Origin of the sequence: Rhizobium sp. SG741, from assembly GCF_012275435.1 — a bacterium.
GTDB lineage: Bacteria > Pseudomonadota > Alphaproteobacteria > Rhizobiales > Rhizobiaceae > Rhizobium > Rhizobium lusitanum.
The window spans coordinates 90,240-114,748 of record NZ_JAAZQP010000016.1 but is presented as its reverse complement, the minus strand read 5'-3'; the positions used below and the strand labels follow the sequence as shown (position 1 = coordinate 114,748).

Annotated in this window: 21 protein-coding genes; 13 read left to right on the top strand and 8 right to left on the bottom strand. The window is 60.8% G+C overall.

Annotated features, from left to right (window positions below; all coding sequences use genetic code 11):
• Positions 1-3: 3 nt before the first annotated feature.
• On the bottom strand, positions 4-954 hold the full coding sequence (locus tag FHT29_RS34780; RefSeq protein ID WP_246703180.1) for a hypothetical protein: 951 nt from the start codon (positions 952-954) through the stop codon (positions 4-6).
• A gap of 163 nt (positions 955-1,117) precedes the next feature.
• On the opposite strand from FHT29_RS34780, the gene FHT29_RS30080 reads away from it, so the two are divergent.
• On the top strand, positions 1,118-1,555 hold the full coding sequence (locus FHT29_RS30080; RefSeq protein WP_034510894.1) for a metallopeptidase family protein: 438 nt from the start codon (positions 1,118-1,120) through the stop codon (positions 1,553-1,555).
• Between the two features lie 53 nt (positions 1,556-1,608).
• Here FHT29_RS30080 and FHT29_RS30075 read toward each other — a convergent pair whose 3' ends face one another.
• Entirely contained in the window at positions 1,609-1,815 is a 207-nt protein-coding gene (locus tag FHT29_RS30075) for a DUF1737 domain-containing protein (RefSeq protein WP_047559437.1), read from the bottom strand.
• A gap of 28 nt (positions 1,816-1,843) precedes the next feature.
• Positions 1,844-2,764 (bottom strand): CoA ester lyase, encoded by a 921-nt coding sequence (locus FHT29_RS30070; RefSeq protein ID WP_113118865.1) that lies wholly within the window; start codon positions 2,762-2,764, stop codon positions 1,844-1,846.
• 111 nt (positions 2,765-2,875) lie between these two features.
• On the opposite strand from FHT29_RS30070, the gene FHT29_RS30065 reads away from it, so the two are divergent.
• The 3 genes from FHT29_RS30065 to FHT29_RS30055 all read left to right on the top strand — a co-directional run bounded on the left by FHT29_RS30065 (position 2,876) and on the right by FHT29_RS30055 (position 4,925).
• Positions 2,876-3,106 carry a hypothetical protein gene (locus tag FHT29_RS30065; protein ID WP_037195680.1) on the top strand — a complete coding sequence of 77 codons (231 nt, stop codon included), beginning with the start codon at positions 2,876-2,878 and terminating at the stop codon, positions 3,104-3,106.
• Positions 3,107-3,301: 195 nt separating this feature from the next.
• Positions 3,302-3,910 (top strand): 3-isopropylmalate dehydratase small subunit, encoded by a 609-nt coding sequence (gene leuD, locus FHT29_RS30060; RefSeq protein WP_037195677.1) that lies wholly within the window; start codon positions 3,302-3,304, stop codon positions 3,908-3,910.
• A gap of 196 nt (positions 3,911-4,106) precedes the next feature.
• Complete coding sequence (locus tag FHT29_RS30055) at positions 4,107-4,925, top strand: sugar phosphate isomerase/epimerase family protein (protein ID WP_047559431.1); 819 nt, start codon at positions 4,107-4,109, stop codon at positions 4,923-4,925.
• Between the two features lie 83 nt (positions 4,926-5,008).
• Here FHT29_RS30055 and FHT29_RS30050 read toward each other — a convergent pair whose 3' ends face one another.
• Positions 5,009-5,611, bottom strand: a complete 603-nt coding sequence (locus FHT29_RS30050) for a DUF4291 domain-containing protein (protein WP_047559429.1) — start codon at positions 5,609-5,611, stop codon at positions 5,009-5,011.
• A gap of 169 nt (positions 5,612-5,780) precedes the next feature.
• Between FHT29_RS30050 and leuB the strand changes: the two genes are divergently transcribed.
• The 7 genes from leuB (at position 5,781) to FHT29_RS30015 (ending at position 12,556) form a co-directional block, all read left to right on the top strand.
• Entirely contained in the window at positions 5,781-6,893 is a 1,113-nt protein-coding gene (leuB, locus tag FHT29_RS30045; RefSeq protein WP_047559420.1) for a 3-isopropylmalate dehydrogenase, read from the top strand.
• Between the two features lie 174 nt (positions 6,894-7,067).
• On the top strand, positions 7,068-7,823 hold the full coding sequence (lpxE, locus tag FHT29_RS30040) for a lipid A 1-phosphatase LpxE (RefSeq protein WP_047559417.1): 756 nt from the start codon (positions 7,068-7,070) through the stop codon (positions 7,821-7,823).
• A 222-nt stretch (positions 7,824-8,045) separates the two neighbouring features.
• Positions 8,046-8,336, top strand: a complete 291-nt coding sequence (locus FHT29_RS30035) for a helix-turn-helix domain-containing protein (RefSeq protein ID WP_051963408.1) — start codon at positions 8,046-8,048, stop codon at positions 8,334-8,336.
• A 150-nt stretch (positions 8,337-8,486) separates the two neighbouring features.
• The gene (locus FHT29_RS30030) at positions 8,487-9,236 is read left to right on the top strand and encodes a glucose 1-dehydrogenase (RefSeq protein ID WP_047559413.1); all 750 of its coding nucleotides are present in this window, start codon (positions 8,487-8,489) and stop codon (positions 9,234-9,236) included.
• A gap of 294 nt (positions 9,237-9,530) precedes the next feature.
• Positions 9,531-10,040, top strand: coding sequence for a DNA starvation/stationary phase protection protein (locus tag FHT29_RS30025; RefSeq protein WP_047559533.1), 510 nt, complete (start codon positions 9,531-9,533; stop codon positions 10,038-10,040).
• Between the two features lie 371 nt (positions 10,041-10,411).
• Positions 10,412-11,446 carry an aspartate-semialdehyde dehydrogenase gene (locus FHT29_RS30020; protein WP_037195667.1) on the top strand — a complete coding sequence of 345 codons (1,035 nt, stop codon included), beginning with the start codon at positions 10,412-10,414 and terminating at the stop codon, positions 11,444-11,446.
• A 288-nt stretch (positions 11,447-11,734) separates the two neighbouring features.
• Positions 11,735-12,556 (top strand): lytic murein transglycosylase, encoded by an 822-nt coding sequence (locus FHT29_RS30015; RefSeq protein WP_037195665.1) that lies wholly within the window; start codon positions 11,735-11,737, stop codon positions 12,554-12,556.
• Positions 12,557-12,628: 72 nt separating this feature from the next.
• Here FHT29_RS30015 and FHT29_RS30010 read toward each other — a convergent pair whose 3' ends face one another.
• Both FHT29_RS30010 and pdxY read right to left on the bottom strand, forming a co-directional pair.
• Positions 12,629-13,270 (bottom strand): carbonic anhydrase, encoded by a 642-nt coding sequence (locus FHT29_RS30010; protein ID WP_047559410.1) that lies wholly within the window; start codon positions 13,268-13,270, stop codon positions 12,629-12,631.
• A gap of 73 nt (positions 13,271-13,343) precedes the next feature.
• Positions 13,344-14,219, bottom strand: a complete 876-nt coding sequence (pdxY, locus tag FHT29_RS30005; RefSeq protein WP_037195661.1) for a pyridoxal kinase PdxY — start codon at positions 14,217-14,219, stop codon at positions 13,344-13,346.
• A gap of 292 nt (positions 14,220-14,511) precedes the next feature.
• On the opposite strand from pdxY, the gene FHT29_RS30000 reads away from it, so the two are divergent.
• Positions 14,512-19,302, top strand: coding sequence for an NAD-glutamate dehydrogenase (locus tag FHT29_RS30000; RefSeq protein WP_047559408.1), 4,791 nt, complete (start codon positions 14,512-14,514; stop codon positions 19,300-19,302).
• Between the two features lie 56 nt (positions 19,303-19,358).
• A complete protein-coding gene (locus tag FHT29_RS29995; protein ID WP_052212497.1) occupies positions 19,359-20,741 on the top strand; it encodes an MFS transporter in 1,383 nt (460 codons plus the stop codon).
• Between the two features lie 197 nt (positions 20,742-20,938).
• On the opposite strand, the gene purH is transcribed toward FHT29_RS29995, so the two are convergent.
• Positions 20,939-22,555, bottom strand: coding sequence for a bifunctional phosphoribosylaminoimidazolecarboxamide formyltransferase/IMP cyclohydrolase (gene purH / locus FHT29_RS29990; RefSeq protein ID WP_047559405.1), 1,617 nt, complete (start codon positions 22,553-22,555; stop codon positions 20,939-20,941).
• A gap of 167 nt (positions 22,556-22,722) precedes the next feature.
• Entirely contained in the window at positions 22,723-24,369 is a 1,647-nt protein-coding gene (locus tag FHT29_RS29985) for a heparinase II/III family protein (RefSeq protein WP_037195652.1), read from the bottom strand.
• Positions 24,370-24,509: the final 140 nt, after the last annotated feature.

The following is a 24,509-nucleotide window of genomic DNA, read 5'->3' as shown; positions in this document are numbered from 1 at the left end:
GTTTCAAGCCGGCCTGTCGAACGCCAGGACAGGCCCCAGCGCTTGCGGGCGATCCGGTCGGTGGGCAGATGCGGAAAGGTCAGCGCCAGAATGCGCTGCGTGTTCGCCGGGAAGGGCAGGGTGCTGAGCATCGGGGACAAGGGCAAAGCGGCGGTCATGGGCATTCCACTCCAGGGTTATGGAAAGAGGCGCCGGGTTGCGGCTCTTTTCCAAGGTCAGACGAAAGGCCGGATGACCGATGCTGCCGCCAAGCACCGATCCGTCCGGCAGGGGCCGCGCCTGCGCCGGCGCGGGTTCGACAGAGAAGCGGAAGAGGGCACTGCTTGCCTCCTCCTCGCCTCCTTGCCGCAACAGAAACAAAGGCCGCTCCGCCGCCTTGGCCCTCAGCGCCAACCGCCGGCTTTCGGTCAGCCCGAAGCGGGCGGGATTGCCGCGCACCTCCAGGATGACAACCGCAAAGGCGGCGCTGCCGAGCGCTGCTTCCGCCAGCCAGAGCGCATCTTCCAGCTTGCGTGGCGAAGCCTGCAGGAATGCCGCCGGCTCCAGTCCGAAATCCCCGATACCGATGGCATAGGGCAGGCCCGCCTCCATCGTGGCGACCGTATCGCCGATCCATAGAACCGGGGATACGGCAGCACCTGTGCCGGCAGCTTGCGCATGAAGCCGCGCGGCAAGAGCAAGGGCGAAGCCACTGGCTGCGCCCGCATCGCGCAGGCCCAGCGAGCGGACCTCGGTCAGACCATCAAGGGGAACACCGCCCTGCATCGCCGCATCGAGGTCGTCGACGCCGGTCGCAAGCAATGGCTGGGCAACACCTGCAGAACCGGGTCTCGCCTTCTCCGCCAGCGTTTCGCGCGCCGCCGCGGCCAGCGCCGGTATAGGCCTGCCTTCAAGTCGGGCAATAGTTTCACGCAGGGCAAAAAACGTTTCCCGCGCCACGGCGGCTTCGGCCATGACGTTATCTCCAGATCATTTATGTTCCTGTTATGTTCTTATGGATTCCAGAGGTCGGAAAAAGAGTCAACACCAATTTATAAGAAAATATTCCTTTGCCTTAATCCGCACTCGTAAAAGCGGCGCAAAGGCTCTATATGACCAGCGAAGGAAGGAAGCATTCATGGCTCGCATTGACCAGAGCGAGGATTGGCGGGACCGCCACGCGCCCTCAATCAGCACATTCGAATCTCTGGCCATGGAGGCTTACAGCCACTTGCCGGACGAATTTCGCTCGCTCACCGGCAACCTCATCATCCTCATCGAGGATTTTCCCGATGACGATGTGTTCGAGGACATGGCGCTGGAAACGCCCTTCGACCTGCTCGGCCTTTTCGAGGGTCGCGGCATATCCGAGCGCTTCACCGCCCAGACCGGCGAGATGCCCAACAAGATCCGCCTCTATCGTCGGCCGATCATCGATTACTGGGCGGAAAACGAGGAAACCCTCGGCGACATCATCACCCATGTCCTGATCCACGAGATCGGCCATCATTTCGGCCTGAGCGACGAGGACATGGAGCGCATCGAGGAAAGCGCGGAAGAAGCGACGGATCGATGACATCAGACCCCGACCGCAGGACGGTCAGGGGAAGGGCACGAGGTACCCGGTACTTACTGCTCGGAAAGCTTCATCTCAGGATCGTAATCCTTTCCCGCGACTTCCTTGACGACACCCTGGCCGCACTGCATCTGGCCGGTGGCCGCATTGAAGGCGTAGGTCGGCGAGCCCGACAGTTCCCAGCCCTTGTTCAGCGCCGCTGATACCTTGTGGCAGAAGGAAGCGTCGTCGGGCCCGGTGAGGAAGCGGTAGAGTTTCATCAAAGCGTCTTTCGTAGGATATCAGCCCTCACCCTGAGCGTGTCGAAGGGTGATGGCGTGCTGCGATCAGGCGAGCTTTATGAACCAGTCTCTCTGCCTGGACAAGATGCAGCCGCTCCACCATCCGCCCGCCGAGGTTCACGACATTGAGATCAGCAGCGTTCGGCGCGGCAAAGGCGCCGATGATGGCCTCAGCCTCGGCAATGGCTGTTGCATCCGGACCGAAATGCCGGTTGGCGGCTTCGATCTGGCTCGGATGGATCAGCATCTTGCCGAAAAAGCCCATGGCGGCGCCCTGGCCGCATTCGGCGTCGAACGCCTCCATATCCTTGAAATCGTTGAAAACGCTGTCGAGGGCCTCAAGCCCGTAGGCGCTCACGGCCAGCACCACCTGCATCAGCCAGGGAACGAGATAGGCGCGGCCCGGCTGCGGCAACACGCCGGTTTCCTTCCTGAGGTCGTTGAGACCGACGACGAAGCAATCGAGCCTGCTGCCCGACGTGCGCCCGGCCTCGGCGATCGAAGCCGCATTCAGGATGCCGCGTGGCGTCTCGATCATCGCCCAGATGCGCAGGCTCTCCGACGCATCCGCCTCGGCCAGCCTGTCGCTGACATCAATCACGTCTTGCGGCTCGTCCACCTTGGGCAACAGCACCGCATCCGGCTCGAGCGCCAGAACCAGGTCCAGATCGTCGGCACCGAAATTGGAGGAAAGCGCATTGATGCGAATGACCCGCTCCTTGCCTGATAGCGGCGAGGCGGCGAAGAATCTCCGTAAATTATCCCGCGCCTCGGCTTTCTTCTCCGGCGAGACGGAATCTTCGAGATCGAAGATGACGGCATCGCAATCGAGGCTATCAAGCTTTTCCAAAGCGCGCCGGTTGATGGCGGGAACGCTCAACACCGAGCGGCGCAGGCGGGCGGGACGAGAGAAGGATGATTGGCTCATAGTGTCGTTTTGCCGCGCTTTTAATCGGCAGGCAAGCCAACAAAAAGCCATGCTCCTCTTGCAGATGGAAAGGAAGAGGACCACATTGCCGTAAGTAGAGAGGTCTCGACCATGCAGAATATCCGTTCCCTGTTCATTGCTCTTGCCGGTATCACCGTGTTTGCAGCCATGGCGCTGTTTACCGTTTCGCTCACGCTTGCCGTCGGCGGTATCCTGACCGTGCTCATGGCAGCCCGTGCGATTTCGCTCCGCATGAAGCCTGCGCCGGTGCGCGCCAAGACGAACAGCCAGCGCGAAATGCGCATCTGGAACGACGGTCGCGGCACGATCATCGATCTCTAAGGTCGAACACAGGGCAGGGGGCAGCCTATTGCCCACTGTCGAATGCGCTCGCACCAATCCCAGGCATGTTCCTGAAGGCGGATTGTGACCAAAGCGCCGGTTTTAGAGCATCTCCAAGATTCTCCTTCATTTCGGGCCGGATTTGCTCTATTGGCAGGATAATTCGTGCTTAGACGAAAATGAAGGCAGGACCCCATGGACAAGTTCGTGAAGTTGACCGGTGTTGCAGCACCGCTCCCGGTCGTCAATGTCGACACCGACATGATCATCCCGAAGGATTATTTGAAGACCATCAAGCGCACCGGTCTCGGTACGGGGTTGTTCGCTGAAGCCCGCTACAACGAAGATGGTTCGCCGAATCCGGATTTCGTGCTGAACAAGCCGGCCTATCAGAATGCGAAGATCCTCATCGCCGGCGACAATTTCGGCTGCGGCTCCTCGCGCGAGCACGCTCCTTGGGCGCTGCTCGATTTCGGTATCCGCTGCGTCATCTCGACCAGCTTCGCCGACATCTTCTACAACAACTGCTTCAAGAACGGCATCCTGCCGATCAAGGTCAGCCAGGAAGACCTCGACAAGCTGATGGACGACGCTTCGCGCGGCTCCAACGCCATTCTGACGGTCGATCTGGAAAACCTCGAAATCACCGGCCCGGACGGCGGCTCGCTGAAGTTCGAACTCGATGAATTCAAGCGCCACTGCCTGCTGAACGGCCTCGACGATATCGGCCTGACGTTGGAAAAGGCATCTGCGATCGACAAGTTCGAAAAGTCGAACGCCGCCGCTCATCCCTGGGCCGCCTGATCGATTTCATCATCACATTTACGTGTCGAAGCCGGGCTGAAAAGCCCGGCTTTTTTCTTATGCCGTGGCGCATAAAGGTCATGGGATCCGGCCGGCTGTAATATGCCCGACAAAAACGGGGATCATACAGCCTCTGCGGAACCCCTTCGGGCTCCCTCCGCCCCCTATTTTCCTCCTCCCCACTGGAGCATTCCCCATGACCTCCCTTCCCATTGTCGGCGCCGCCATGACGCTCTCCGACGTCGAAACTCATCGCAACTGGCTGCTCGAAAAGCCGCGCGATCTGGAACTGCAGAGCTTCGTCGAAGCCGAAGTCCTGAACGGCGATTGGCAGCCGCTGGCCGAGCGCGCCCGCAAGCTGCTTGACGGCCATGAAGGCCGCCTCGGCATCCACGGCCCGTTCTGGGGTTTCGTCATCGCCTCGCAGGATCCGGAGATCCGCGCCGTCGTTTCCAAGCGGCTGCTGCAGGCACTCGACGTCTGCGCCAATATCGGCGCCACGCAGATGGTCATCCATAGCCCCTATACGTCCTGGTCCTACAACAACCTCGACAACAACAAGGGCGAGCGCGAGAAGATCATCGAATATACGCATCTGACGCTCAAGGATGCGGTGAAGCGCGCCGAAGACATCGGACTGACCATGGTCATCGAAAACATCGAGGACAAGGATCCCCATATCCGCGTCGGCCTCGCCGACAGCTTCAATTCGCCCGCCGTCGCCGTTTCGATCGATACCGGCCATGCCCATTATGCCCATGGCTACACCGGCGCGCCGCCGGTCGACTACTATGTCCACGCCGCCGGCAACCGCCTGCAGCACGTCCACCTGCAGGATGCCGATGGCTATGCCGATCGCCACTGGAGCCTCGGCGAAGGCAATATTCACTGGCGTGCCGTCTTTGCCGCCCTTGCCAAGCTTAACAATAACCCGCGCCTGATCATCGAGATCAAGGACAAGTCGAAGATCCCGGCATCGGCTGCCTATCTGGCCTCGCTCGGCCTGGCTGAGTAAACGGAACAGATGACATCGGTCTCTGGTCTTGCGCCAGAGGCCGGCTAGCTATGCGTCACACATCGCCGCAGCGGTCAGGTCCATCAATCGACCACTGCGCCAATCGCCAAGGCAATTGAACGCGGCAGCGGATATGGCTGCTCTTGCGGCAGATGCGTGTCCAGATAGGTCTGATCTCCTGCGTCAACCGCCTTCTTGAGGCGCAAAGCCTGCTCAGTGACATCAGTGATCTTCTTGATCCACTCTTCGGCATATAACGGTACGGTATCGCCGCTGAGACCGATCTGAAGCGACCGATGGGGCAAAGGTCGGAAAAAGATGTCTCGCTCCGGATCCCACTGAATCCGAACCATACTGACCTGAAGCTTTTCCTTCCAAGCCGTCTCGCTGGTATAAAGCTCCGGGTCGAAGTGGCTCAGGCATGCCATCGACAAGGCCCGCTCGAAACCGGCGCGATCGATATCGATGGCCAGCACCCGCTTTTGGTTCTCATCCTTGAGACCCCAGCCGCAGCGATACATCATCCAGAGAAAAGACGGTTTGATCCAGGTCATTCGCGAGAAACTGAACGGCGCTGCAAAAGTGCCCTGCCGAAGCGCTATATCGGCGATCTGATCGCCATAAGCCTGATAAACCCGGATTGTAGTGTCAGTAAAAATTGCTCGTATTTGTTTATGCATGGCCATTTATAGATAGAAAGCCCTGACCGAACAAGCCGACGTCGAAAGATGCGATGGTCGACAGATGGCACCCCAAACTCCCGAAAACCGTACCGTTTCGCGCCCTTCCTCGCTTGAAAAGCCGCATTTGCAGGTCTAAGAACCCGCAACCTATTTCTTTCGCGGAGGCTTTCCCATGACAGTGCGCAATCTCTTCCTCCTGCCGGGTGACGGCATCGGCCCCGAAGCCATGGGCGAAGTCCGCAAGATCATCGCCTATATGAACGAGGCGAAGGACGCCGGTTTCGTCACCGACGAAGGCCTTGTCGGCGGCAGCGCCTATGATGCGCACGGTGCGGCGATCTCCGATGCCGATATGGCAAAGGCAATGGCCGCCGATGCCGTTCTCTTCGGCGCCGTCGGCGGTCCGAAGTGGGATGCGGTACCTTACGAAGTGCGCCCGGAAGCCGGCCTGCTGCGCCTGCGCAAGGATCTCCAGCTTTTCGCCAACCTGCGCCCGGCCATCTGCTATCCGGCGCTGGCATCGGCCTCGTCGCTGAAGCCGGAACTGGTCGAGGGTCTCGACATCCTGATCGTGCGCGAACTCACCGGCGGCGTCTATTTCGGCGAACCGAAGGAGATCATCGATCTCGGCAACGGCCAGAAGCGCGGCATCGACACCCAGGTCTACGACACCTATGAAATCGAGCGCATCGCCGGCGTCGCCTTCGAACTGGCACGCACCCGCAACAATCGCGTCTGCTCGATGGAAAAGCGCAACGTCATGAAATCAGGCGTGCTCTGGAACCAGGTCGTTACCGCCACGCACAAGGAAAAATATGCCGACGTCCAGCTCGAGCACATGCTCGCCGATGCCGGCGGCATGCAACTCGTTCGCCAGCCGAAGCAGTTCGACGTCATCGTCACCGACAACCTCTTCGGTGACATGTTGTCCGACGTCGCCGCCATGCTGACCGGCTCGCTCGGCATGCTGCCTTCGGCCTCGCTCGGCGCTCCCGACGCCAAGACCGGCAAGCGCAAAGCGCTTTACGAGCCGGTACATGGTTCGGCGCCCGATATCGCCGGCAAAGGCATCGCCAACCCGATCGCCATGATCGCCTCCTTCGCCATGTGCCTGCGCTACTCCTTCGGCCTCGTGGCTGATGCCGATGCGCTGGAAAAGGCGATCGCCAACGTGCTCGACAGCGGCATCCGCACCGGCGACATCATGTCGGCAGGCAGCCGCCAGGTCGGCACCGCCGAGATGGGCGACGCCATCCTCGCCGAATTCAAGGCCCTGTCCGCATAAATCGCCTGATATATTTCACGTGAAACACGAAACCCCGCTCTGCTTGTGCAGTGCGGGGTTTTTCGTCGAGCCTCCGGGCAGCGCAGCTATGGCCGGCCACCTTAAAAATACTGTTACAAGAGCCTGCTAGGCTTGATCGTTGACTTGGTGGAAGTTCGACGACGGACGGTGGACATGCAGGCGATCTTGACGTCTCTCGACAGACGTTGGCGGCGAAGCGACGCACGGCTTGCGCCATCCCATTGGAAGATCTGTCTTTTCCTGACGGCCAATATCGTCCTTCTCTCCGCACTGCTGTTCGACTGGCCCGTCGGCGCAACCCTCAAGAACCTGTCGCCATCCATTCGCTTCTTCGGTGGAATGCTGACCGATTTCGGCGATTCCGGCTGGATCATCCTCATCAGCGCCTTCCTGTTCTTCGAAGGCTGGGCCGGCAGCAGGTTGCTTCACTCGCAACGCTGTCGCTGCCAGGCGCTGCGTATCTGCCAGATTGGCGGCTATCTGCTGACCACCATCGTGCTTTCAGGTCTCCTCGCCAATCTGCTGAAGCGCGCCATCGGCCGCGCCCGCCCGATGCATTTCGCGGATTGGGGGCCGTTCGGCTTCTCGCCGTTCAACGGCCGTGCCAGCTTCGAGAGCTTCCCGTCGGGCCATGCGACCACCATCGGCGCGCTGTTCGTGGCACTTGCCTTCCTCTTCCCGCGCTATCGCTATATCTTCGCCGCATGTGCCCTCTGGCTGGCGATCACACGCGTCATGATCGGCGCGCATTATCCAAGCGACGTCATGGCCGGCCTGGCGCTCGGTGGATGGTTCTCCTTCATGACGGCGATCGTCTATTCCCGCTACGGCCTGCTCTTCCGCATCAACAATGCCGGTTGGCCGACACCGAGATGGCCACTGCTGAAGACCAGCAAGCCTTTGATCTGAAATCGATCTGCGGCTATTGCGCCGCCTGCGGCATCTCCGTCGAAACACCGGATCGGTCTCCGCACAGAACAGGCGGGACAGGGCACTCCCTTTCGCCTGAGCGCGCCTTCATGCCTGGCCGCATCCCAAAGGTTGCCAAGGTCATCAGGCATTCATATATCTGGGAGGACAGCCGCCGCGCAAAGCGGTCAACCCGATTTCGTTTCCACTGTGATGAAAACCATGGATGCCGGTCCGATACGTTTGAGCGAAAGGCAGCTGGGATTGATTTCCCGGGCGCTGGCCGAGCCGCGCCGCGTGCAGATCCTGAAGGAAATCGGCAAGCGAACCGAGCCCATGGCCTGCAGCGTCCTCAACCAGTGCCACACCGTCAGCGCCGCGACGATTTCGCACCATCTCAAGGAACTTGAAAACGCCGGTCTCATCGAGATCCGGCGTGAAGGCAAGTTCGCAAACCTTGTGTTGCGACGCGACATCCTGGCCGCCTACATGGCGGAGCTTTCCAGAATCTGACAATTTCGTCTGCGGTCGTCGGCGCCTGCCCTTGTATCAGTTAGATGATTATCTAAATATCAAACGGACGATGCCGATCGGTTTTCGGGTCGCACACGACAATAGTTCGACAATTGTAAAATCGTCTAACAATTCTCTACAGGAGCTAATATGAGCAAGCTGACAGGCAAGGTCGCGATCGTGACCGGAGCATCCAAGGGCATCGGCGCAGGCATCGCAAAGGCGATGGGCGAGGAAGGCGCGGCCGTCGTGGTCAATTATGCCTCGAGCCGCGAAGGCGCCGACAAGGTGGTGGCAGAAATCACCGCCAAGGGCGGCAAGGCGCTCGCCGTCCACGGCGACGTATCAAAATCCGAAGACGTAAAGCGGCTCTTTGCAGAGGCTAAGCAGGCCTTCGGCGGCGTCGACATTCTCGTCAACAATGCCGGCGTCTACAAATTCGCGTCTCTGGAAGAGATCACCGAGGAGGAATTCCATCGTGAATTCAACATCAACGTCCTCGGCACGCTGCTGACGACGCAGGAAGCGGTGAAGTATTTCGGCCCGGAAGGCGGCAATGTCATTAACATCGCCTCGACCGCCGTCACCATGAACCTGCCGACCACCGCGGTCTATACGGCGACCAAGGCGGCCGTGACCTCGATCACCCAGATCCTTGCCAAGGAACTCGGCCCTCGCAACATCCGCGTCAACACCATCTCGCCCGGCGGCGTCGAGACCGAGGGCGTCATCGCGGCCGGCGTCATCGGCAGCGACTTCGAAAAGCAGATGGTTTCGCAGACGCCGCTCGGCCGCCTTGGCCAGCCGACCGACATCGCCCCGATCGCGGTCTTCCTTGCCTCGAAGGATTCGAGCTGGCTGACGGGGGAAACCCTCTATGCCGGCGGCGGCCTGAAATAGGCTTCACGGCGAAGCCGCTCTCCAGGAGGAGGGCGGCTTTATACGGCCGGCTGTGGCGCCGAGCCAATATGTTAGCGAACGATTGCAAAACGACCCCGTTTTCCTATTTACTGCAAATGTTCGGGTTTTCCGCACAGCATCGCAGTCGACCGTGCCGCGAAGCGACATCTCGTCCGCGAAACCTCAAAATAGATCCTGTCTGCAATGCGATCCCACGCAACAGCGAATGTCATCGAATTCCTTCAAGATCCGCCGGCGATCACTGTCGCGAACATCAAAACGGAGGACGACTTTATGAATACCGCTAACACCAAATCGAAACTGGGTACCCGCACCAATCTCAGTGAAGAAGCGACACGCGATATTTCCGCAGCGCTGAACGCGCTGCTGGCGGATGTCTTTGCCCTCTATTTGAAAACCAAGAATTTCCATTGGCATATGAGCGGCCCGCATTTTCGCGACTATCACTTGCTTCTGGACGAACAGGGCGATCAGATCTTCGCCATGACCGACCCGATGGCAGAGCGAGCCAGGAAGATCGGCGGAACGACGTTGCGGTCGATCGGCAATATTGCCAGGCTGCAGCGCATCCCCGACAACGACGCCGAATATGTCGATCCCCAGGACATGCTCGCCGAATTGGCGGATAACAACCTCAAGCTTGCTGCCGAAATCCGCGCGACCCATGACGTCTGCGACGAATATGGCGATATCGCCACCGCCAGCCTTCTTGAGAACTGGCTGGACGAGACGGAACGCCGCACCTGGTTCCTGTTCGAATCCACGCGCAACACCAACAGCTAACCGCGGCACTGCCCGCCTTCGGACATAACGACCGCGGTGGATGCCATAATCTCGATTTCCTCGCTCCCGCTTCTGCGGAAACGAGGAAATCCTTGACTCCTGTGGAAAACCTCTTAGAACCGGCGACGGAAAAGGAAGACTTCCATGGTTCGCTTCGAGCAGATCGACGGCTTCAGTCACCTGGCGGAATATGCCGGGCTGGATGTCTATTTTCCGGTTTCTTCCAAAACCAAGGCCAAAACGACGACGAAAACCGTCTGACGTCTCTGGCCTGCCGCTCTCTCCCCGGCTCGGTCGGGGACAGGAACCGGTCGTCATGGCCGCAGTTCCCCCCTCGCCAAAGAGGAGAGAAGAGAAAGAGAGCTTGAGAAATGGGTTTCAAAGTTGCAGTAGCGGGCGCGACCGGGAATGTCGGCCGCGAAATGCTCAATATCCTGTCCGAACGCGGTTTTCCGGCCGATGAGGTCGTGGCGCTCGCGTCGGCCCGCTCGCAGGGAACCGAAGTTTCCTTCGGCGACCGGACGCTGAAGGTTTCCAACCTGGAGAACTACGATTTCTCCAACACCGACATTTGCCTTATGTCGGCCGGAGGCGATGTCTCGAAGAAGTACTCGCCGAAGATCGGCGCCCAGGGCTGCGTCGTCATCGACAACTCGTCCGCATGGCGCTACGACGCCGACGTGCCGCTGATCGTGCCGGAAGTGAACCCGGATGCCATCACGCAGTTCACCAAGCGCAACATCATCGCCAATCCGAACTGCTCGACCGCGCAGCTCGTCGTTGCGCTGAAGCCGCTGCATGATTTCGCCAAGATCAAGCGCGTCGTGGTCTCGACCTACCAGTCCGTTTCCGGCGCCGGCAAGGACGGCATGGACGAGCTGTTCAACCAGACCCGCGCCGTCTTCGTCGCCGACCCGATCGAGAACAAGAAGTTCACCAAGCGCATCGCCTTCAACGTCATTCCGCACATCGACGTCTTCATGGAAGACGGCTACACCAAGGAAGAATGGAAGGTGCTGGCCGAAACCAAGAAGATGCTCGATCCGAAGATCAAGGTCACCTGCACAGCTGTCCGGGTGCCGGTTTTCATCGGTCATTCTGAATCGGTCAATATCGAGTTCGAAAACGAGATATCAGCCGATCAGGCTCGCGATATCCTGCGCGAGGCGCCAGGTTGCCTCGTCATCGACAAGCACGAAAACGGTGGCTATATCACGCCTTACGAGTGCGCCGGTGAAGACGCGACCTATATTTCGCGCATCCGCGAGGATGCCACCGTCGAAAACGGCCTCAACATCTGGGTCGTTTCCGACAACCTGCGCAAGGGCGCGGCACTGAACGCCATTCAGATTGCCGAACTGCTCATCAACCGCGGCCTGATCAAGCCACGTAAGCAGGCTGCATAAGCATTCCTAAACCAATTTACGGTTTATAAATCTTCGCCAGCTAAGCAGGATTAAAATGGAAGCCTCGCCATTTCGGACCGAAAGGCGGGGCTTTTGCAAATGCCTTTGGCGGCGATGCTTCCCGTGAAGCGAAAACATCGGTCGCTAAAATGTGATAATGACAGGACGGTCGGATGCTGGCATGGTCCAGTGAAGACTAGACCGCGCACGAGCCCGGATTGGAGGGCTTATGCGCCATTCAAAAACGGTTACCGCGTTTGCGGCGCGGTAAGAATTCGGGGAAACTGAATGCGCATCACAAAGTCTGGAATGGCAACTCTCGTGGCGGGCGGGTTGTTGCTGGCGACGCCGATTGCCGCGAATGCGGCATCCTGTGGCAACACTTCCGCCGGCTTCGAGAACTGGGTGCAGGAATTCAAGCGGGAAGCGCAAGGACAGGGCGTCAGCCCGTCGGTCCTCGATCGGGCCTTCGCCAACGTCCATTACAATCAGCCCACCATCCGGGCCGATCGCGGCCAGAAGAGCTTCAAGCTTTCCTTCGAGGAATTCATGAAGAAGCGCGGCGGCCAGTCGATCATCAATCGCGGCAAGAGCATGAAGCAGGCCAATGCCGCGCTCTTCTCCAAGATCGAGAAGCGCTTCGGCGTGCCCCCAGGCCCGATTATCGCCATCTGGGGTATGGAAACCGGCTTCGGCGGCTTCATGGGCGATCAGCATACGCTCTCGGCCGTCTCGACCCTTGCCTATGATTGCCGCCGTTCCGCATTCTTCACCGAGCAGCTCTACTCTGCCCTCAAGCTTGTCGGCGAGGGCTACCTCAGCCCGTCGGCCCGTGGCGCTGCGCACGGCGAAATCGGTCAGACGCAGTTCATGCCGAAAAACGTCGTTGCCTTCGGCGTCGATGAAGATGGCGATGGCAGGGTCGACCTTGTGGGATCGCGCGCAGACGCGCTTGCTTCGACGGCGAACTTCCTGCGCGGTCATGGCTGGCAACCCGGCGCCGGCTACCAGCCTGGCGAACCGAACTTCTCAGCCATTGCCGGCTGGAACGACGCAAAGGTCTATCAGCAGGCAATCGCCTATATTGGTCAGCAGATCGACGGCAGATAAGCTGGATCAAAACGAAAAAAGCGCTGCGACCGGATGGTTCACAGCGCTTTTTATTTGAGCTAATTTCAGCTCCTAGACATCAGGCCGGATGAAATCCCGGGTTTCAGGGTCCATGACCCACAATTCCCCTGTGGAAATATCGAACCATGCGCCATGCAGGCGCAGCTTGCCTTCTTCTTCCCGCGCCTTGATCTCCGGAAAGCTGCGCAGATTGTCGAGCGAATTGCGGATCGAGATGCGCTCCAGCGCCGTCTGACGCTCCGCCGGCGTCATGATGTCGTTGCTCTGGATCTGTTCGGCGGCCGGCTTCAGCAGCCCCATCCACCTACCGATGAAATCACCGGGCGAAAGCGGCTCGGCGTTCGGATCCAGTGCCGCGCGAATACCGCCGCAACGGCCGTGACCCATCACGACGATATCGGAGACTTTGAGCGACAGAACCGCGAATTCGAGCGCCGACGAGGTCGAATGGAAATTACCATCAGGCTCATAGGGCGGCACCATGTTGGCGACGTTGCGGATGACGAAGAGTTCTCCCGGGCCGGCATCGAAGATGATCTCCGGTGCCGAGCGGGAGTCGCAACAGGCAATCACAAGCGTCGACGGGTTCTGGCCGAGATCGGCGAGCGTGCGATAGCGCTCGCGCTCATCGACGTAACGCCCACTCATGAAATTGCGATAGCCGTTCAAAAGGGTGTCGGGAAAGCTTTGCATGGATATTGAATTACAGCGCACATCGGCCGATGGCAACTATTGCGCTGCAAAAAGCGCCCGGCATTCCCGGCTGCTATTTTTTCCGCCGCTGCGCCGGATGCATGAGGTGCCGCAGCTGTACCATCGCCATCGGCGTCGATAGGCTGGCCGCATCCGCGGCGAGCGTCAACTCGTCGCTGCCGCGCTTGACGGCGCGCGCCAGCACTTCATAAACGCTGGCCGTGGCAAGCTGCAGCGCCCGTTCCTCGTCCATCCCGGACACAAGGCGGGACAAGAACAAGGCGGACAGCAGGTCGCCGAGCCCGTTCGGAGCATTCTCGATGCTGCGATGCTCTGCAAGCAAGGCGCTGCGGCCGCTAAGATAGAGATTTCCGATGCCGCCAGCCATCATCGGCACCGCCGACGTCACCAGCATGCGCGACGGCCCGAGGGCGAGTGCGGCCTCCATGATGGCATTGTTGTCTTCGAGCGGCGCGCCGGCGAGCCAGGCAAGCTCGTAGCGGTTCGGCGTTGCCAGCGACGCCAGCGGGATCAGATGATCGCGGATCGCCTCCGCCGTCGCTTCGGGCACATAGAGCCCGCCGGCATCGCCGATGACCGGATCGCAGGCATAGAGGAGATCGGGGTTCTTCTCCCGCAAGGCCGCCACCAGCCGGGCAACGGAATGCACCTGCGCTGCATTGCCGAAATATCCCGACAGGACAGCCTTCACCTCAGGCAGCCACGGCGCGGCGATCAGATCGTCGATCGCACGGTCGAAATCCGCCTCGTTGAAGGTCAATCGCGTCGAACGACCGTGGCCCGGATGCCATGGCAGGACGATGGTCGGCAGCGCCCAGACCGGATGGCCGAGCGTTTCCAGCGCAAAGACCGCGGCACGATTGCCGACGGAACCTCTGACGACATGGCTGGAGATGACGATAACGGCGCCGGCCGATATTTGCGACATGATCATGACTTCCAGTTCAGGGCTTCAAACTGCAATGGCGCCGTTGATGATCCCTTTCGCGCCACTCTGTCAACCGCGCTTCACAAACTCATGAAAACCTCTGTTGAATAGCCGGGTTCGGCAATTTCACGTCAACGCCATCTGCTTTGGGGCGAGATCCACCTTTCGGCAAGATTTCTAAAAATTCGTGGCCAAATCGGTCGAAAAGCAATCTAATTCGCATTCATTTTGCCAGTTTTTTCGCTAAACCTTCTGCTACTGTGGTCAAATTTCGAAAATCGGGAGGAATTTCATGGCGTCCAGGACCAATCCGAAACGGGAAAAGCAGCTCGAAGCGGTACGCAAGATCGCGGCCACGACGGGCAAGGCGCATCTCGATCCCGAAATCCTGTTCGGCCGGGCAAGCAATGACGACATGGAGCATTACAGTCCGGAAATGCTGGCCCATGCTGCGGTGCACGCCGCGCGAGAGTTGGCAGCTTGGAACGGCACGTCTCCGCGCGTCAACATCGAACAGGTCGCCAATATCGAGCCTGATGGCGTCGCGGTGTCGATCCTCTCGATCACCGACCACAACATGCCCTTCCTCTACGAATCGATCATGGGCGAGGTGAGCAGCACCTACCGCGATCTCTACATGGCCGTGCACCCGATCCTGGTCATCGAGGAGGACAAGCAGCCCAGTCTCTATTCCGCCGATCAGTTAAGCAATCCCGCCCATCGCGTCAGCCATATCCAGCTTCATCTGTCGCCATTGACGGCAGCGCAGGCAACGGATCTCATCAAGCGGGTGCAGACCGTGCTCGATCAGACGCATCTCACCGTTTCCGACTGGAAGCCGATGCTGGCGCGCCTCGATATCGTCATTTCGGAACTCTCCACATATGAGGCCGCGGGACGCCGCAAGGGCGATCGCGACGAGGCTCTTGCCTTCCTTTCCTGGTTGCGCGACGGCAATTTCACCTTCCTCGGCATGCGCGAATATGTCTATTCCGGCAAGGGCGCCGACGCCAAGGTCGAGCGCGATCGCGGCGCCGGCCTCGGCATTCTTTCCAATCCGGATGTCCGCGTGCTGCGCCAGGGCAAGGACGCCGTCACCACGACGCCGGAAATCCTCGCCTTCCTCGACGGGCCGGATTTCCTGATCGTTACCAAGGCCAACGTCAAGTCGGTTGTCCATCGCCGCGCCTATATGGACTATGTCGGCGTCAAGCGCTTCGACAGCGACGGTAACGTCACCGGCGAGCTGCGTATCGTCGGCCTTTACACCTCGACGGCCTACACCAGCGCTGCCACCGAAGTGCCGCTGCTGCGCTCGAAGGTGCAGAAGGTCAAGGATCATTTCGGCTTCGACCCCACAAGCCATTCCGGCCGCATGCTGGAAAATACGCTTGAATCCTACCCTCGCGACGACCTCTTCCAGATCGATACGACGCTGCTCGCAAGCTTCGCCGAACAGATCAACGATCTGGCCGACCGGCCGCGCGTGCGGGCGCTGCCACGCATCGACCATTTCGATCGGTTCGTCTCCGTCATCGTCTATGTGCCGCGCGAAGAATATGATTCCGTCGTCCGTGAAAAGATCGGCAATTATCTGAAAACCGTCTATGACGGCCGCGTTTCCGCCTATTACCCGGCCTTCCCGGAAGGCGGCGTGGCGCGCGTGCATTTCATCATCGGCCGTAGCGCCGGCAAAACGCCGCATATTCCGCAAGCCAAGCTGGAAGAAGCGATCCGCGCCATAACCGCCCGCTGGGACGAGCGTTTCGTCATGCTCGCCGGCCCGAAAGCGCCGCGCATATCCGTCAGCCAGGCTTTCCAGGAAGCCTTCTCGCCGGAAGACGCCTTTGCTGATCTGCCCAATATTACGGCAACGGCCGGCGCCGAGCCGATCCGCATCGGCTTCTATGTCCGCAAGGACGAGGCAGGCGACATCCTTTCGCTGAAGATCTTCCACGGGCGAGGCAATCTGGCGCTGTCGCGCCGCGTGCCACTGTTGGAAAATCTCGGTTTCAACGTCATCAGCGAGCGGACCTTCGATATCTATGTCACGGCCAAGGATGGCGGGGCGGGTCATGTCGTGCTTCATGACATGGAACTCGAGGCTCGTGGTGGCCTGACGATCGATCTCGCCCGCCATGGTGCCGCGTTGGAGGAAGCCTTCCTCGCCGCCTTCAGCGGCACGATCGACAATGACGCCTTCAACCGGCTGATCGTTTCGGCCGATCTCTCCGCCCGCGAAACCAACGTGCTGCGGGCTTACTCGCGCTACCTTCGCCAGGCCGGCATCGCCTATTCGCAGGACTATATCGCCGCGACGCTGGACAAGTATCCGCGCATTGCAGGATCGCTCTTCCGCCTGTTCCACGACACGCTCGATCCGAAGCTCAACGACAAGAGCCGCACGAAGAAGCTTGTCGAGCTGCACGCCGCCATCGAAACCGAGCTCGCCGACGTTCCGAGCCTCGATGACGACCGGATTCTCCGCCGCTACGTCAACGCCATCGATGCGACGCTGCGCACCAACTATTTCCAGAGGAGTGCCGACGGCACGCCGAAGGCGATGCTCGCCTTCAAGCTCGATCCGAAGCTTCTCGACGGCCTGCCCGAGCCGCGTCCCTTCCGCGAAATCTTCGTCTATGGCGTCGAGGTGGAAGGCGTGCATCTGCGCTTCGGCAAAGTAGCGCGTGGCGGCCTGCGCTGGTCCGATCGCGCCGAGGACTATCGCACCGAAGTGCTCGGCCTGGTGAAGGCGCAGCAGGTCAAGAACGCCGTCATCGTGCCCGTCGGCGCCAAGGGCGGCTTCTATCCGAAGAAGCTTCCCGTCGGCGGCAGCCGCGACGAGATCTTCAACACCGGTCGCGAAGCCTACAAGACCTATATCCGCACGCTGCTGTCGATCACCGACAATATCTCCGGCGCCGATATCGTGCCGCCGGCCGATACCGTGCGGCTCGATGGCGATGATCCTTATTTCGTCGTTGCCGCCGACAAGGGCACGGCCACTTTCTCCGACACTGCCAATGCACTGGCGCAGGAAGCCGGCTTCTGGCTGGACGACGCCTTCGCTTCCGGCGGCTCGGCCGGCTACGACCACAAGAAGATGGGCATCACCGCCCGCGGCGCCTGGGAAACCGTGAAGCGGCATTTCCGCGAGATGGATATCGATATCCAGACGACGCCCTTTAACGTCGTCGGCGTCGGCGACATGTCCGGCGACGTCTTCGGCAATGGCATGCTGCTCTCGCCGAAGATCCGCCTTCTGGCCGCCTTCGACCATCGCGACATCTTCATCGATCCCGATCCGGACATGGAAAGGACGCTTGCCGAACGTCAGCGCCTCTTCGACCTGCCGCGCTCCAGCTGGCAGGATTTCGACAAGTCGGTCCTGTCGAAGGGTGCGATGATCATTTCGCGCTTGGCAAAGTCGGTGACGCTGACGCCGGAAGCAGTCGCTGCCATCGGCATCGACAAATCGGTCGCCACGCCCTTCGAGATCATGACGGCGATCCTTAGGGCTCCCGTCGACCTACTTTGGTTCGGCGGCATCGGCACCTATGTCAAGGCGCCGTCGGAAACGGATTCGGATGTCGGCGACCGCGCCAACGATCCGATCCGCATCACCGCCGAAGAGGTTCGCGCCAGGGTGATCGGCGAGGGCGCCAATCTCGGCGTCACCCAGAAGGGCCGCATCGCCTATGGCCTCAAGGGCGGACGCTGCAACTCCGACGCCATCGACAATTCGGCCGGCGTCAACACCTCGGACGTCGAGGTCAACATCAAGATCGCGCTCGCCAATGCCATGCATGACGGCCGCCTGACGCGTGCCAAACGCGATATCCTGCTGGCATCGATGACCGACGAAGTCGGGACTCTGGTATTGCGGAACAACTATCTGCAATCCCTGGCGATCTCGCTGACGGAGCGCAAGGGCACCGGCAACGGCCTGGAGCTCAGCCGCTTCATGAGCGTGCTGGAAACGGCCAAGCAGCTCAACCGCAAGGTCGAGACGCTGCCCGACGATCAGACCTTCGCCGAGCGTTATGCCAACGGGCGTCCGCTGACGCGCGCCGAGATCGGCGTGCTGCTCTCCTATGCCAAGATCGTCCTCTTCGACGCGCTTATTGCCAGCAACCTGCCGGATGATCCCTATTTCGCCGCGACCCTCAGCCGCTATTTCCCAGCCAAGATGCAGCGTTCGAACGCCACCGATATCGACAGCCACCGGCTGCGCCGCGAGATCATCGCGACGGCGCTCGCCAACGAGGCGATCAATCGCGGCGGCCCGGGCTTTGCTGTGAGCATGATGGACGCGACGGCGGCATCGGCAGCCGAAGTCGTCAAAGCGGCTGTGGTCGCCCGCGACGGCTTCGATCTCGATCGCCTCTGGAACGAGACGGACGCGCTTGACGGCAAGGTTGGTGGCCAGATGCAGAACCGCGTCTATGGCGAGATCACCGAGGTCTATACGGTGCTCACCCGCCTGCTTCTGAAAACCGGCGCAGCCAAGGGCGACATCGAGGAGACGGTTAGCCGGCTTCAAGCAGCGCTGAAAAAGCTGCGGCCGGTCTTCCTCAGCCATATCCCGGCCGATTTCGCAGCCGAGATTGCCGCCCGCGAGGCGGAATACCAGGCTGCCGGCCTGCCGGAAAAGCTGGCTTCGGAAATCGCCACGATTTATGCGCTCGTCCTCGTTCCGGAGATCATGCAGATCGCCGAGCGCACCGGTGACACGCTGAACCGCGCCGCCGAAAGCTACTTCACCGTGTCGCAGACCTTCCGCGTCGGCCGCCTGCTGCTTGCCGGCAGCCGGATCGTCACGGGCGATCACTATGAAAGCCTTGCCCTGGCCCGCAGCCTCGACCAGATCGCCGGCGCCCGTCGCGATATCGTCATCTCGGCCCTGGCAAACCATCCGAAGGACAAACAGCCGATCCAGGCGTGGCATGCGGAAGATCGCATCCGCATCAACCGCATCGCCGAAGAGCTTGGCAGCCTGAGCGAAAGCGGTGATCCCAACCTCGCGCGAATCACCGTTGCCGCAGGCCTGCTGAGCGATCTTGCGAACGGCCGGGCAAGGTGACACAGTCCGCCCCGACCCCGGCAGGCGGGTGAGGGAATCAGGGGCTGGATTTGGTGATGACCGGGATTGGCGACGACGTGCCGGCAAAAGTGCCGGCACGCGGCATTTGGGGCTGGATGTTCTTCGACTGGGCGGCACAGCCGTTCTTCACCGTCGTCACCACCTTCATCTTCGGCCCCTATTTCGTCGCGCGGCTGACGGCCGATCCGGTCTCGGCGCAGACGACATGGAGCAATATGGCGACGATCTCCTCGGTGATCATCGCCCTCCTGTCGCCAGTCCTCGGTTCGATCGCCGATCAATCGGGCGCGCGCAAACCCTGGATCGCCTTCTTCGCCGTCATCAAGATCGCCAGCCTCTTCTGTCTCTGGGGTGCAGCACCGGGCTCGCCGGTGATCTATCCCGTCATCTTCATGATCCTCGCCTCGATCTCGGCCGAATTCTCGATCGTCTTCAACGATTCGATGATGCCGAGGCTGGTCGGCAAGGACGATATCGGCAAGCTGTCGAATGCCGCCTGGGGTCTCGGCTATCTCGGCGGCATGATCGTGCTGATCACCGTCGTCGCCCTGCTCGCCGGCAATCCGCAAACCGGCAAGACCATCTTCGGCCTGATGCCGCTCTTCGGCCTCGACGCAACGCTCGGCGAGGATGCGCGCATCACCGGTCCGATTTCCGCCGTGTGGTACTTCCTCTTCATCCTGCCGATGTTCTTCTTCACGCCCGATGCCGCACGCGGCCTGCCGCTTCGAACCGCAGTTCGCTCGGGCCTGCGGGAGCTCAGAACGACGCTCGGCGAGTTGAAGCGCCGGCGCGGCATCAGCCTCTTCCTCGTCGCGCGCATGGTCTATCAGGATGGCGTCAACGGCCTGCTGATCCTCGGCGGCACCTTTGCGGCCGGCATGTTCGGCTGGGCGACGATCGAGATCGGCATCTACGGTATCATCCTCAACGTCATCGCCATTTTCGGCTGCTTTGCGGCCAGCTATGTGGACCGCTGGCTGGGCTCGAAAACGACTGTCGTCATCAGCCTGACGCTGCTGCTCGTCGCGACCTTCGGCATCATCTCGACAGGGCCTGGCTTCACGCTCTTCGGTCTCGTTCCGCTCTCGACCGTCAGCACCGGCAGCCTCTTCGGCACGGCGGCGGAAAAGGCCTATATCGGCTATGGCCTGCTGATCGGCATCGCCTTCGGCCCGGTGCAGGCCTCGTCACGCTCCTATCTGGCGCGCAGCGTCAGCCTTGCCGAGGCCGGCCGCTATTTCGGCATCTACGCGCTCTCAGGCCGCGCCACCAGCTTCATGGCGACGCTGTTCTTCTCTCTGGTGACCTATTGGAGCGGCTCGGCGCGACTCGGCATGGCGACGCTGGTCATCTTCCTCGCCGGCGGCCTGCTGCTTCTGCTGCCGACGCCCTATCCGGCTGACAAGGCAAAATAGGGATATTCCTATTTCGCTGAAGGATATGCTCATCACCTTCTCCCCAGCGGGGAGAAGGTGCCCGAAGGGCGGATGAGGAGGTCCCTCGGCGTATTTGGAACCAGCCTATATCGTTGCGAACGATATATAACTTCCGGTAACGCCCCTCACCCCGCGGCACGCGCGACCCTCTCCCCGCTGGGGCGAGGGTAAAGCCATCAATGGCGGAAATGGCGGATGCCGGTGAAGACCATCGCGACATTATGCTCATTTGCGGCGTCAATGACTTCCTGATCGCGCATCGAGCCGCCCGGCTGGATGACGGCGGTGGCGCCGGCGGCAATCGCCGACAGCAGGCCGTCGGCAAATGGCAGGAAGGCTTCGGAGGCCACGGCGGAACCGCGCGTCAGCGGCTCGGCGAGCCCCATCGCCTTGGCCGCTTCTTCCGCCTTGATCGCGGCGATGCGGGCGGAGTCGACGCGGCTCATCTGTCCCGCGCCGATACCGGCCGTCTGGCCGTCCTTGGCGTAAACAACGGCGTTCGACTTCACGTGCTTGGCGACACGGAAGGCGAATTTCATGTCCTCAAGCTCCTGTGCCGTCGGCGCACGCTTGGTGACCACCTTCAGCTCCATGTCCTCGACCAAGGCATTGTCGCGGTTCTGGACCAGGAGGCCGCCGGAGACGGTCTTGGCGGTCAGGCCGGCTGCGCGCGGATCGGGCAGAGCGCCGACCGACAGCAGGCGGAGGTTGGGCTTGCGGGCGATGATCGCCTTGGCTTCCTCGCTGACCGCGGGTGCGATAATGACCTCAGTGAAGAGCTTGACGATCTCTTCCGCCGTTTCCGCATCGAGCAGGCTGTTCAACGCGATGATGCCGCCGAAGGCCGAAACGGAATCACAGGCGAGAGCCCGCTTATAGGCTTCGACCAGGCTCGGGCCGGTGGCGACGCCGCAGGGATTGGCATGCTTGATGATCGCGCAGGCCGGACCTTTTTCCGGCAGGAACTCGGCCACAAGTTCGTAGGCGGCATCGGTGTCGTTGATATTGTTGTAGGAAAGCTGCTTGCCCTGGAGCAGCGTTGCCGTGGAAACGCCGGGACGGTTTTCGCCGGTGACGTAGAAGGCCGCCTTCTGATGCGGGTTTTCGCCATAGCGCATCTCCTCGCGCAGCACGCCGCCGATGACGCGGTGGCGCGGCGTGGCGATATCGAGCGCTTCGGCAAACCAGTTGGAGATCATCGCGTCATAGGCGGCAGTGCGGGCAAAAGCCTTGGCGGCCATGCGCTTGCGGAAATCGTAGGTGGTCTGGCCGGCATCGGCGGAAAGCTGCGCCAGCAGCTCGGCATAATCCGCCGGATCGGTCAGCGTCGTCACATAGGCGTGGTTCTTGGCGGAGGCGCGGATCATCGCCGGGCCGCCGATGTCGATATTCTCCACCGTCGTCGGATAGTCGCCGCCAGCCTTGCGCACGTCCTCGAAGGGATAAAGATTGATGACGGCAAGGTCGATGCCTTCGATGCCGTGCTCCTTCATCGCAGCCTGGTGCTCGGCATCGTCACGGATGGCGAGCAGGCCGCCATGCACCTTCGGATGCAGCGTCTTGACGCGGCCGTCCATGATCTCCGGAAACTCCGTGACCTCCGAGACATCGGTGACGGCAAGGCCTGCCGCAGCAATCGCCTTGTGCGTGCCACCGGTCGACAGCAGCCGCACGCCCTGTTCGCTGAGCGCGCGGGCCAGCTCGACGATGCCGGTCTTGTCGAAGACGGACAGAAGCGCGGTCTTCACCTTCACTTTGTAAGGGGCAGGGATTTTCTTGGAAACGACGGCCATGGGCTTTCTCCGGTCTGAAGCAATTCCAGGAAAAGGGCGCAGCAGTTTTCCGTCCGGAATTGCGAGATAACAAAAACAGAGCGAAAACGCTCTGGCATGAGGAGATGTCCGGCGGAAAGGGCGCGGGACGATAATGCCGCCCCGTTAGCATAGCTGGCGCGGTTAGCCTATGGCCGATGGGATAAAAACCAGCGGATTTCCGGCTTTTCGGTGATCTGGAAAACGATCTCGAGCTGATCGGAGGAGCGCATACCGGAAGGGTCGGCGAAAAAGATATCCTCCGCCACCAGCACCTCGTTACCCGGCGAGGAGAAGACCCAGGTCTCGCCGTCAGGCGCGATCAGCAGCGCGCTATCCGTCTCGGTCTGCAAAAGGCTGATCGAGGGATGGATATGGAAGCGGGCCGATGCGATACCTTCGCCTTTCGGCGCCTGTTTCCTGCCTTCCGGCACGAGGAAGCGGTCGCGTCCCGCGAGAATCGTGCCGCTAGCATTGAGGCTCAGCTCGCGCTCGTGAACATAGCCGAAGGTAGAGAGATAGCCGTCATGAGCAGCCCGGACATAATCGCGCCCATCTTCCGTCTCCGCGCGCTCGACGATGACCTTCTTCACGCCGCCGACCATGATCGGCCCCAGCGATTTCGACTTGGAGAACAGGCTCGACGAGGTATCGTTGAGGGTGACGGTCGAATGCGCAGCGGTCGCCCGCGCGGCCTGTGCGTAGCGCTCGCCGGCGAATTCCGGCGAGCCGGAATTGATGATGAAGCGGCTCTTGCCCGACGACATTTCGAAGGAGAGGCAGCCCGCATGCGCCGTGCGGCTGAGATCGACCGATGCGGGAGCGCCGACATCGACGATGACGACGGCCTGGCCGGCTGCCAGCCGATGATATTTCGTGTGCGGCAGCGCCTTGAACGCCTGACCGGCCGTCTCGTCATAGCGCAGGACCGACATCAGTTCGTTGGCAAGCGTCGACGTCGCTCCGTTGAAGAGCGCCAGATCGCCGTCCTGATGGCGAAAGAAGCGAAGCGCCGGATACATGCGGTCTATGCCGGGAATGAGGCGGATCGGCACGTCATGGCCGAGATTGACATAGGTCTGGCGCAACGGCAGCAAATCGAGCAGCAGCTCCAGCGACACCCGCGGATTGCGGGAGATATGGCCGCCATCGGGCAGGATCTGCCGGTCGATCTCGCGATCGAGCGCCTGACCGGCGCGCTTCAGCGCAAGGGCGCTATGGGGCATGGCAACAGAGGACATGGCCAGCGCGATGCGCACACGAAACCGCGTCGTGCCGTCCCTTGCCGTCGACGCCATTCGGCGCAGATAGCGCACATGAAAGACGAGCATGCGCATGAAGCGGCGGTAGAAGCCGCTATCCGTCCCATGCAGGAGCACGGGCGAATGCGACAACAGGGCGATCAGCCGCTGCGCCGCGATGTCGGGCGACCAGGCAAGGCCATGCAGCCGGCGGCCGTGAACGGCGATCCAATCGCTCAGAATCGAACGCGCTAAGGCCGAAGCCTGGTCGCTCTTCTCTGCCCGCAAATGTCGCAGCCAGCGGAAATTGTGCAGACGCGCGGCGAAGGCCCGCGACGGCAGCTCCAGGGAAAAGGGCGATGCGCCCTGCAGTTCCAGAACCCGGCCGGCGAGCAGGATGCGGCCGTTCAGAAGTTCTTCGACAAAAAACGGATCGACGCTGCGCAGGTCGGTCGGCGCCACGATCAGGCGTTCCGGCACACGCATGGTGTGGCGGGTGAGACGCAATCGCGTCAACGCCGCGCGGCGCGACATCCGCCGCCATGCTTCCCGCATGTATGAACTCACAAAACCCTGCCGCAGACCTGCATATTCGCTTCTGCTTACTCTCGTTACCCGTAGTTAAAAAGAGGTTACACATATACCAATTAAGGACATGTTACCGGATTCTTAACTGATGCGCGAAAGATGCGATA

Excerpts from the sequence above, each read along its gene's own strand:
- FHT29_RS30015 (WP_037195665.1), top strand. The coding sequence starts at position 11,735 with ATGCGCATCACAAAGTCTGGAATGGCAACTCTCGTGGCGGGCGGGTTG.
- FHT29_RS30080 (WP_034510894.1), top strand. The coding sequence starts at position 1,118 with ATGGCTCGCATTGACCAGAGCGAGGATTGGCGGGACCGCCACGCGCCC.
- FHT29_RS29985 (WP_037195652.1), bottom strand. The coding sequence starts at position 24,369 with ATGCGGGAAGCATGGCGGCGGATGTCGCGCCGCGCGGCGTTGACGCGA.
- pdxY (WP_037195661.1), bottom strand. The coding sequence starts at position 14,219 with ATGTCGCAAATATCGGCCGGCGCCGTTATCGTCATCTCCAGCCATGTC.
- leuB (WP_047559420.1), top strand. The coding sequence starts at position 5,781 with ATGACAGTGCGCAATCTCTTCCTCCTGCCGGGTGACGGCATCGGCCCC.
- FHT29_RS30055 (WP_047559431.1), top strand. The coding sequence starts at position 4,107 with ATGACCTCCCTTCCCATTGTCGGCGCCGCCATGACGCTCTCCGACGTC.
- FHT29_RS30020 (WP_037195667.1), top strand. The coding sequence starts at position 10,412 with ATGGGTTTCAAAGTTGCAGTAGCGGGCGCGACCGGGAATGTCGGCCGC.
- FHT29_RS30035 (WP_051963408.1), top strand. The coding sequence starts at position 8,046 with ATGGATGCCGGTCCGATACGTTTGAGCGAAAGGCAGCTGGGATTGATT.
- FHT29_RS30030 (WP_047559413.1), top strand. The coding sequence starts at position 8,487 with ATGAGCAAGCTGACAGGCAAGGTCGCGATCGTGACCGGAGCATCCAAG.
- lpxE (WP_047559417.1), top strand. The coding sequence starts at position 7,068 with ATGCAGGCGATCTTGACGTCTCTCGACAGACGTTGGCGGCGAAGCGAC.
- FHT29_RS30075 (WP_047559437.1), bottom strand. The coding sequence starts at position 1,815 with ATGAAACTCTACCGCTTCCTCACCGGGCCCGACGACGCTTCCTTCTGC.
- FHT29_RS30010 (WP_047559410.1), bottom strand. The coding sequence starts at position 13,270 with ATGCAAAGCTTTCCCGACACCCTTTTGAACGGCTATCGCAATTTCATG.
- FHT29_RS34780 (WP_246703180.1), bottom strand. The coding sequence starts at position 954 with ATGGCCGAAGCCGCCGTGGCGCGGGAAACGTTTTTTGCCCTGCGTGAA.
- FHT29_RS30025 (WP_047559533.1), top strand. The coding sequence starts at position 9,531 with ATGAATACCGCTAACACCAAATCGAAACTGGGTACCCGCACCAATCTC.
- FHT29_RS30000 (WP_047559408.1), top strand. The coding sequence starts at position 14,512 with ATGGCGTCCAGGACCAATCCGAAACGGGAAAAGCAGCTCGAAGCGGTA.
- leuD (WP_037195677.1), top strand. The coding sequence starts at position 3,302 with ATGGACAAGTTCGTGAAGTTGACCGGTGTTGCAGCACCGCTCCCGGTC.
- FHT29_RS30070 (WP_113118865.1), bottom strand. The coding sequence starts at position 2,764 with ATGAGCCAATCATCCTTCTCTCGTCCCGCCCGCCTGCGCCGCTCGGTG.
- FHT29_RS30050 (WP_047559429.1), bottom strand. The coding sequence starts at position 5,611 with ATGGCCATGCATAAACAAATACGAGCAATTTTTACTGACACTACAATC.
- FHT29_RS30065 (WP_037195680.1), top strand. The coding sequence starts at position 2,876 with ATGCAGAATATCCGTTCCCTGTTCATTGCTCTTGCCGGTATCACCGTG.
- FHT29_RS29995 (WP_052212497.1), top strand. The coding sequence starts at position 19,359 with ATGACCGGGATTGGCGACGACGTGCCGGCAAAAGTGCCGGCACGCGGC.
- purH (WP_047559405.1), bottom strand. The coding sequence starts at position 22,555 with ATGGCCGTCGTTTCCAAGAAAATCCCTGCCCCTTACAAAGTGAAGGTG.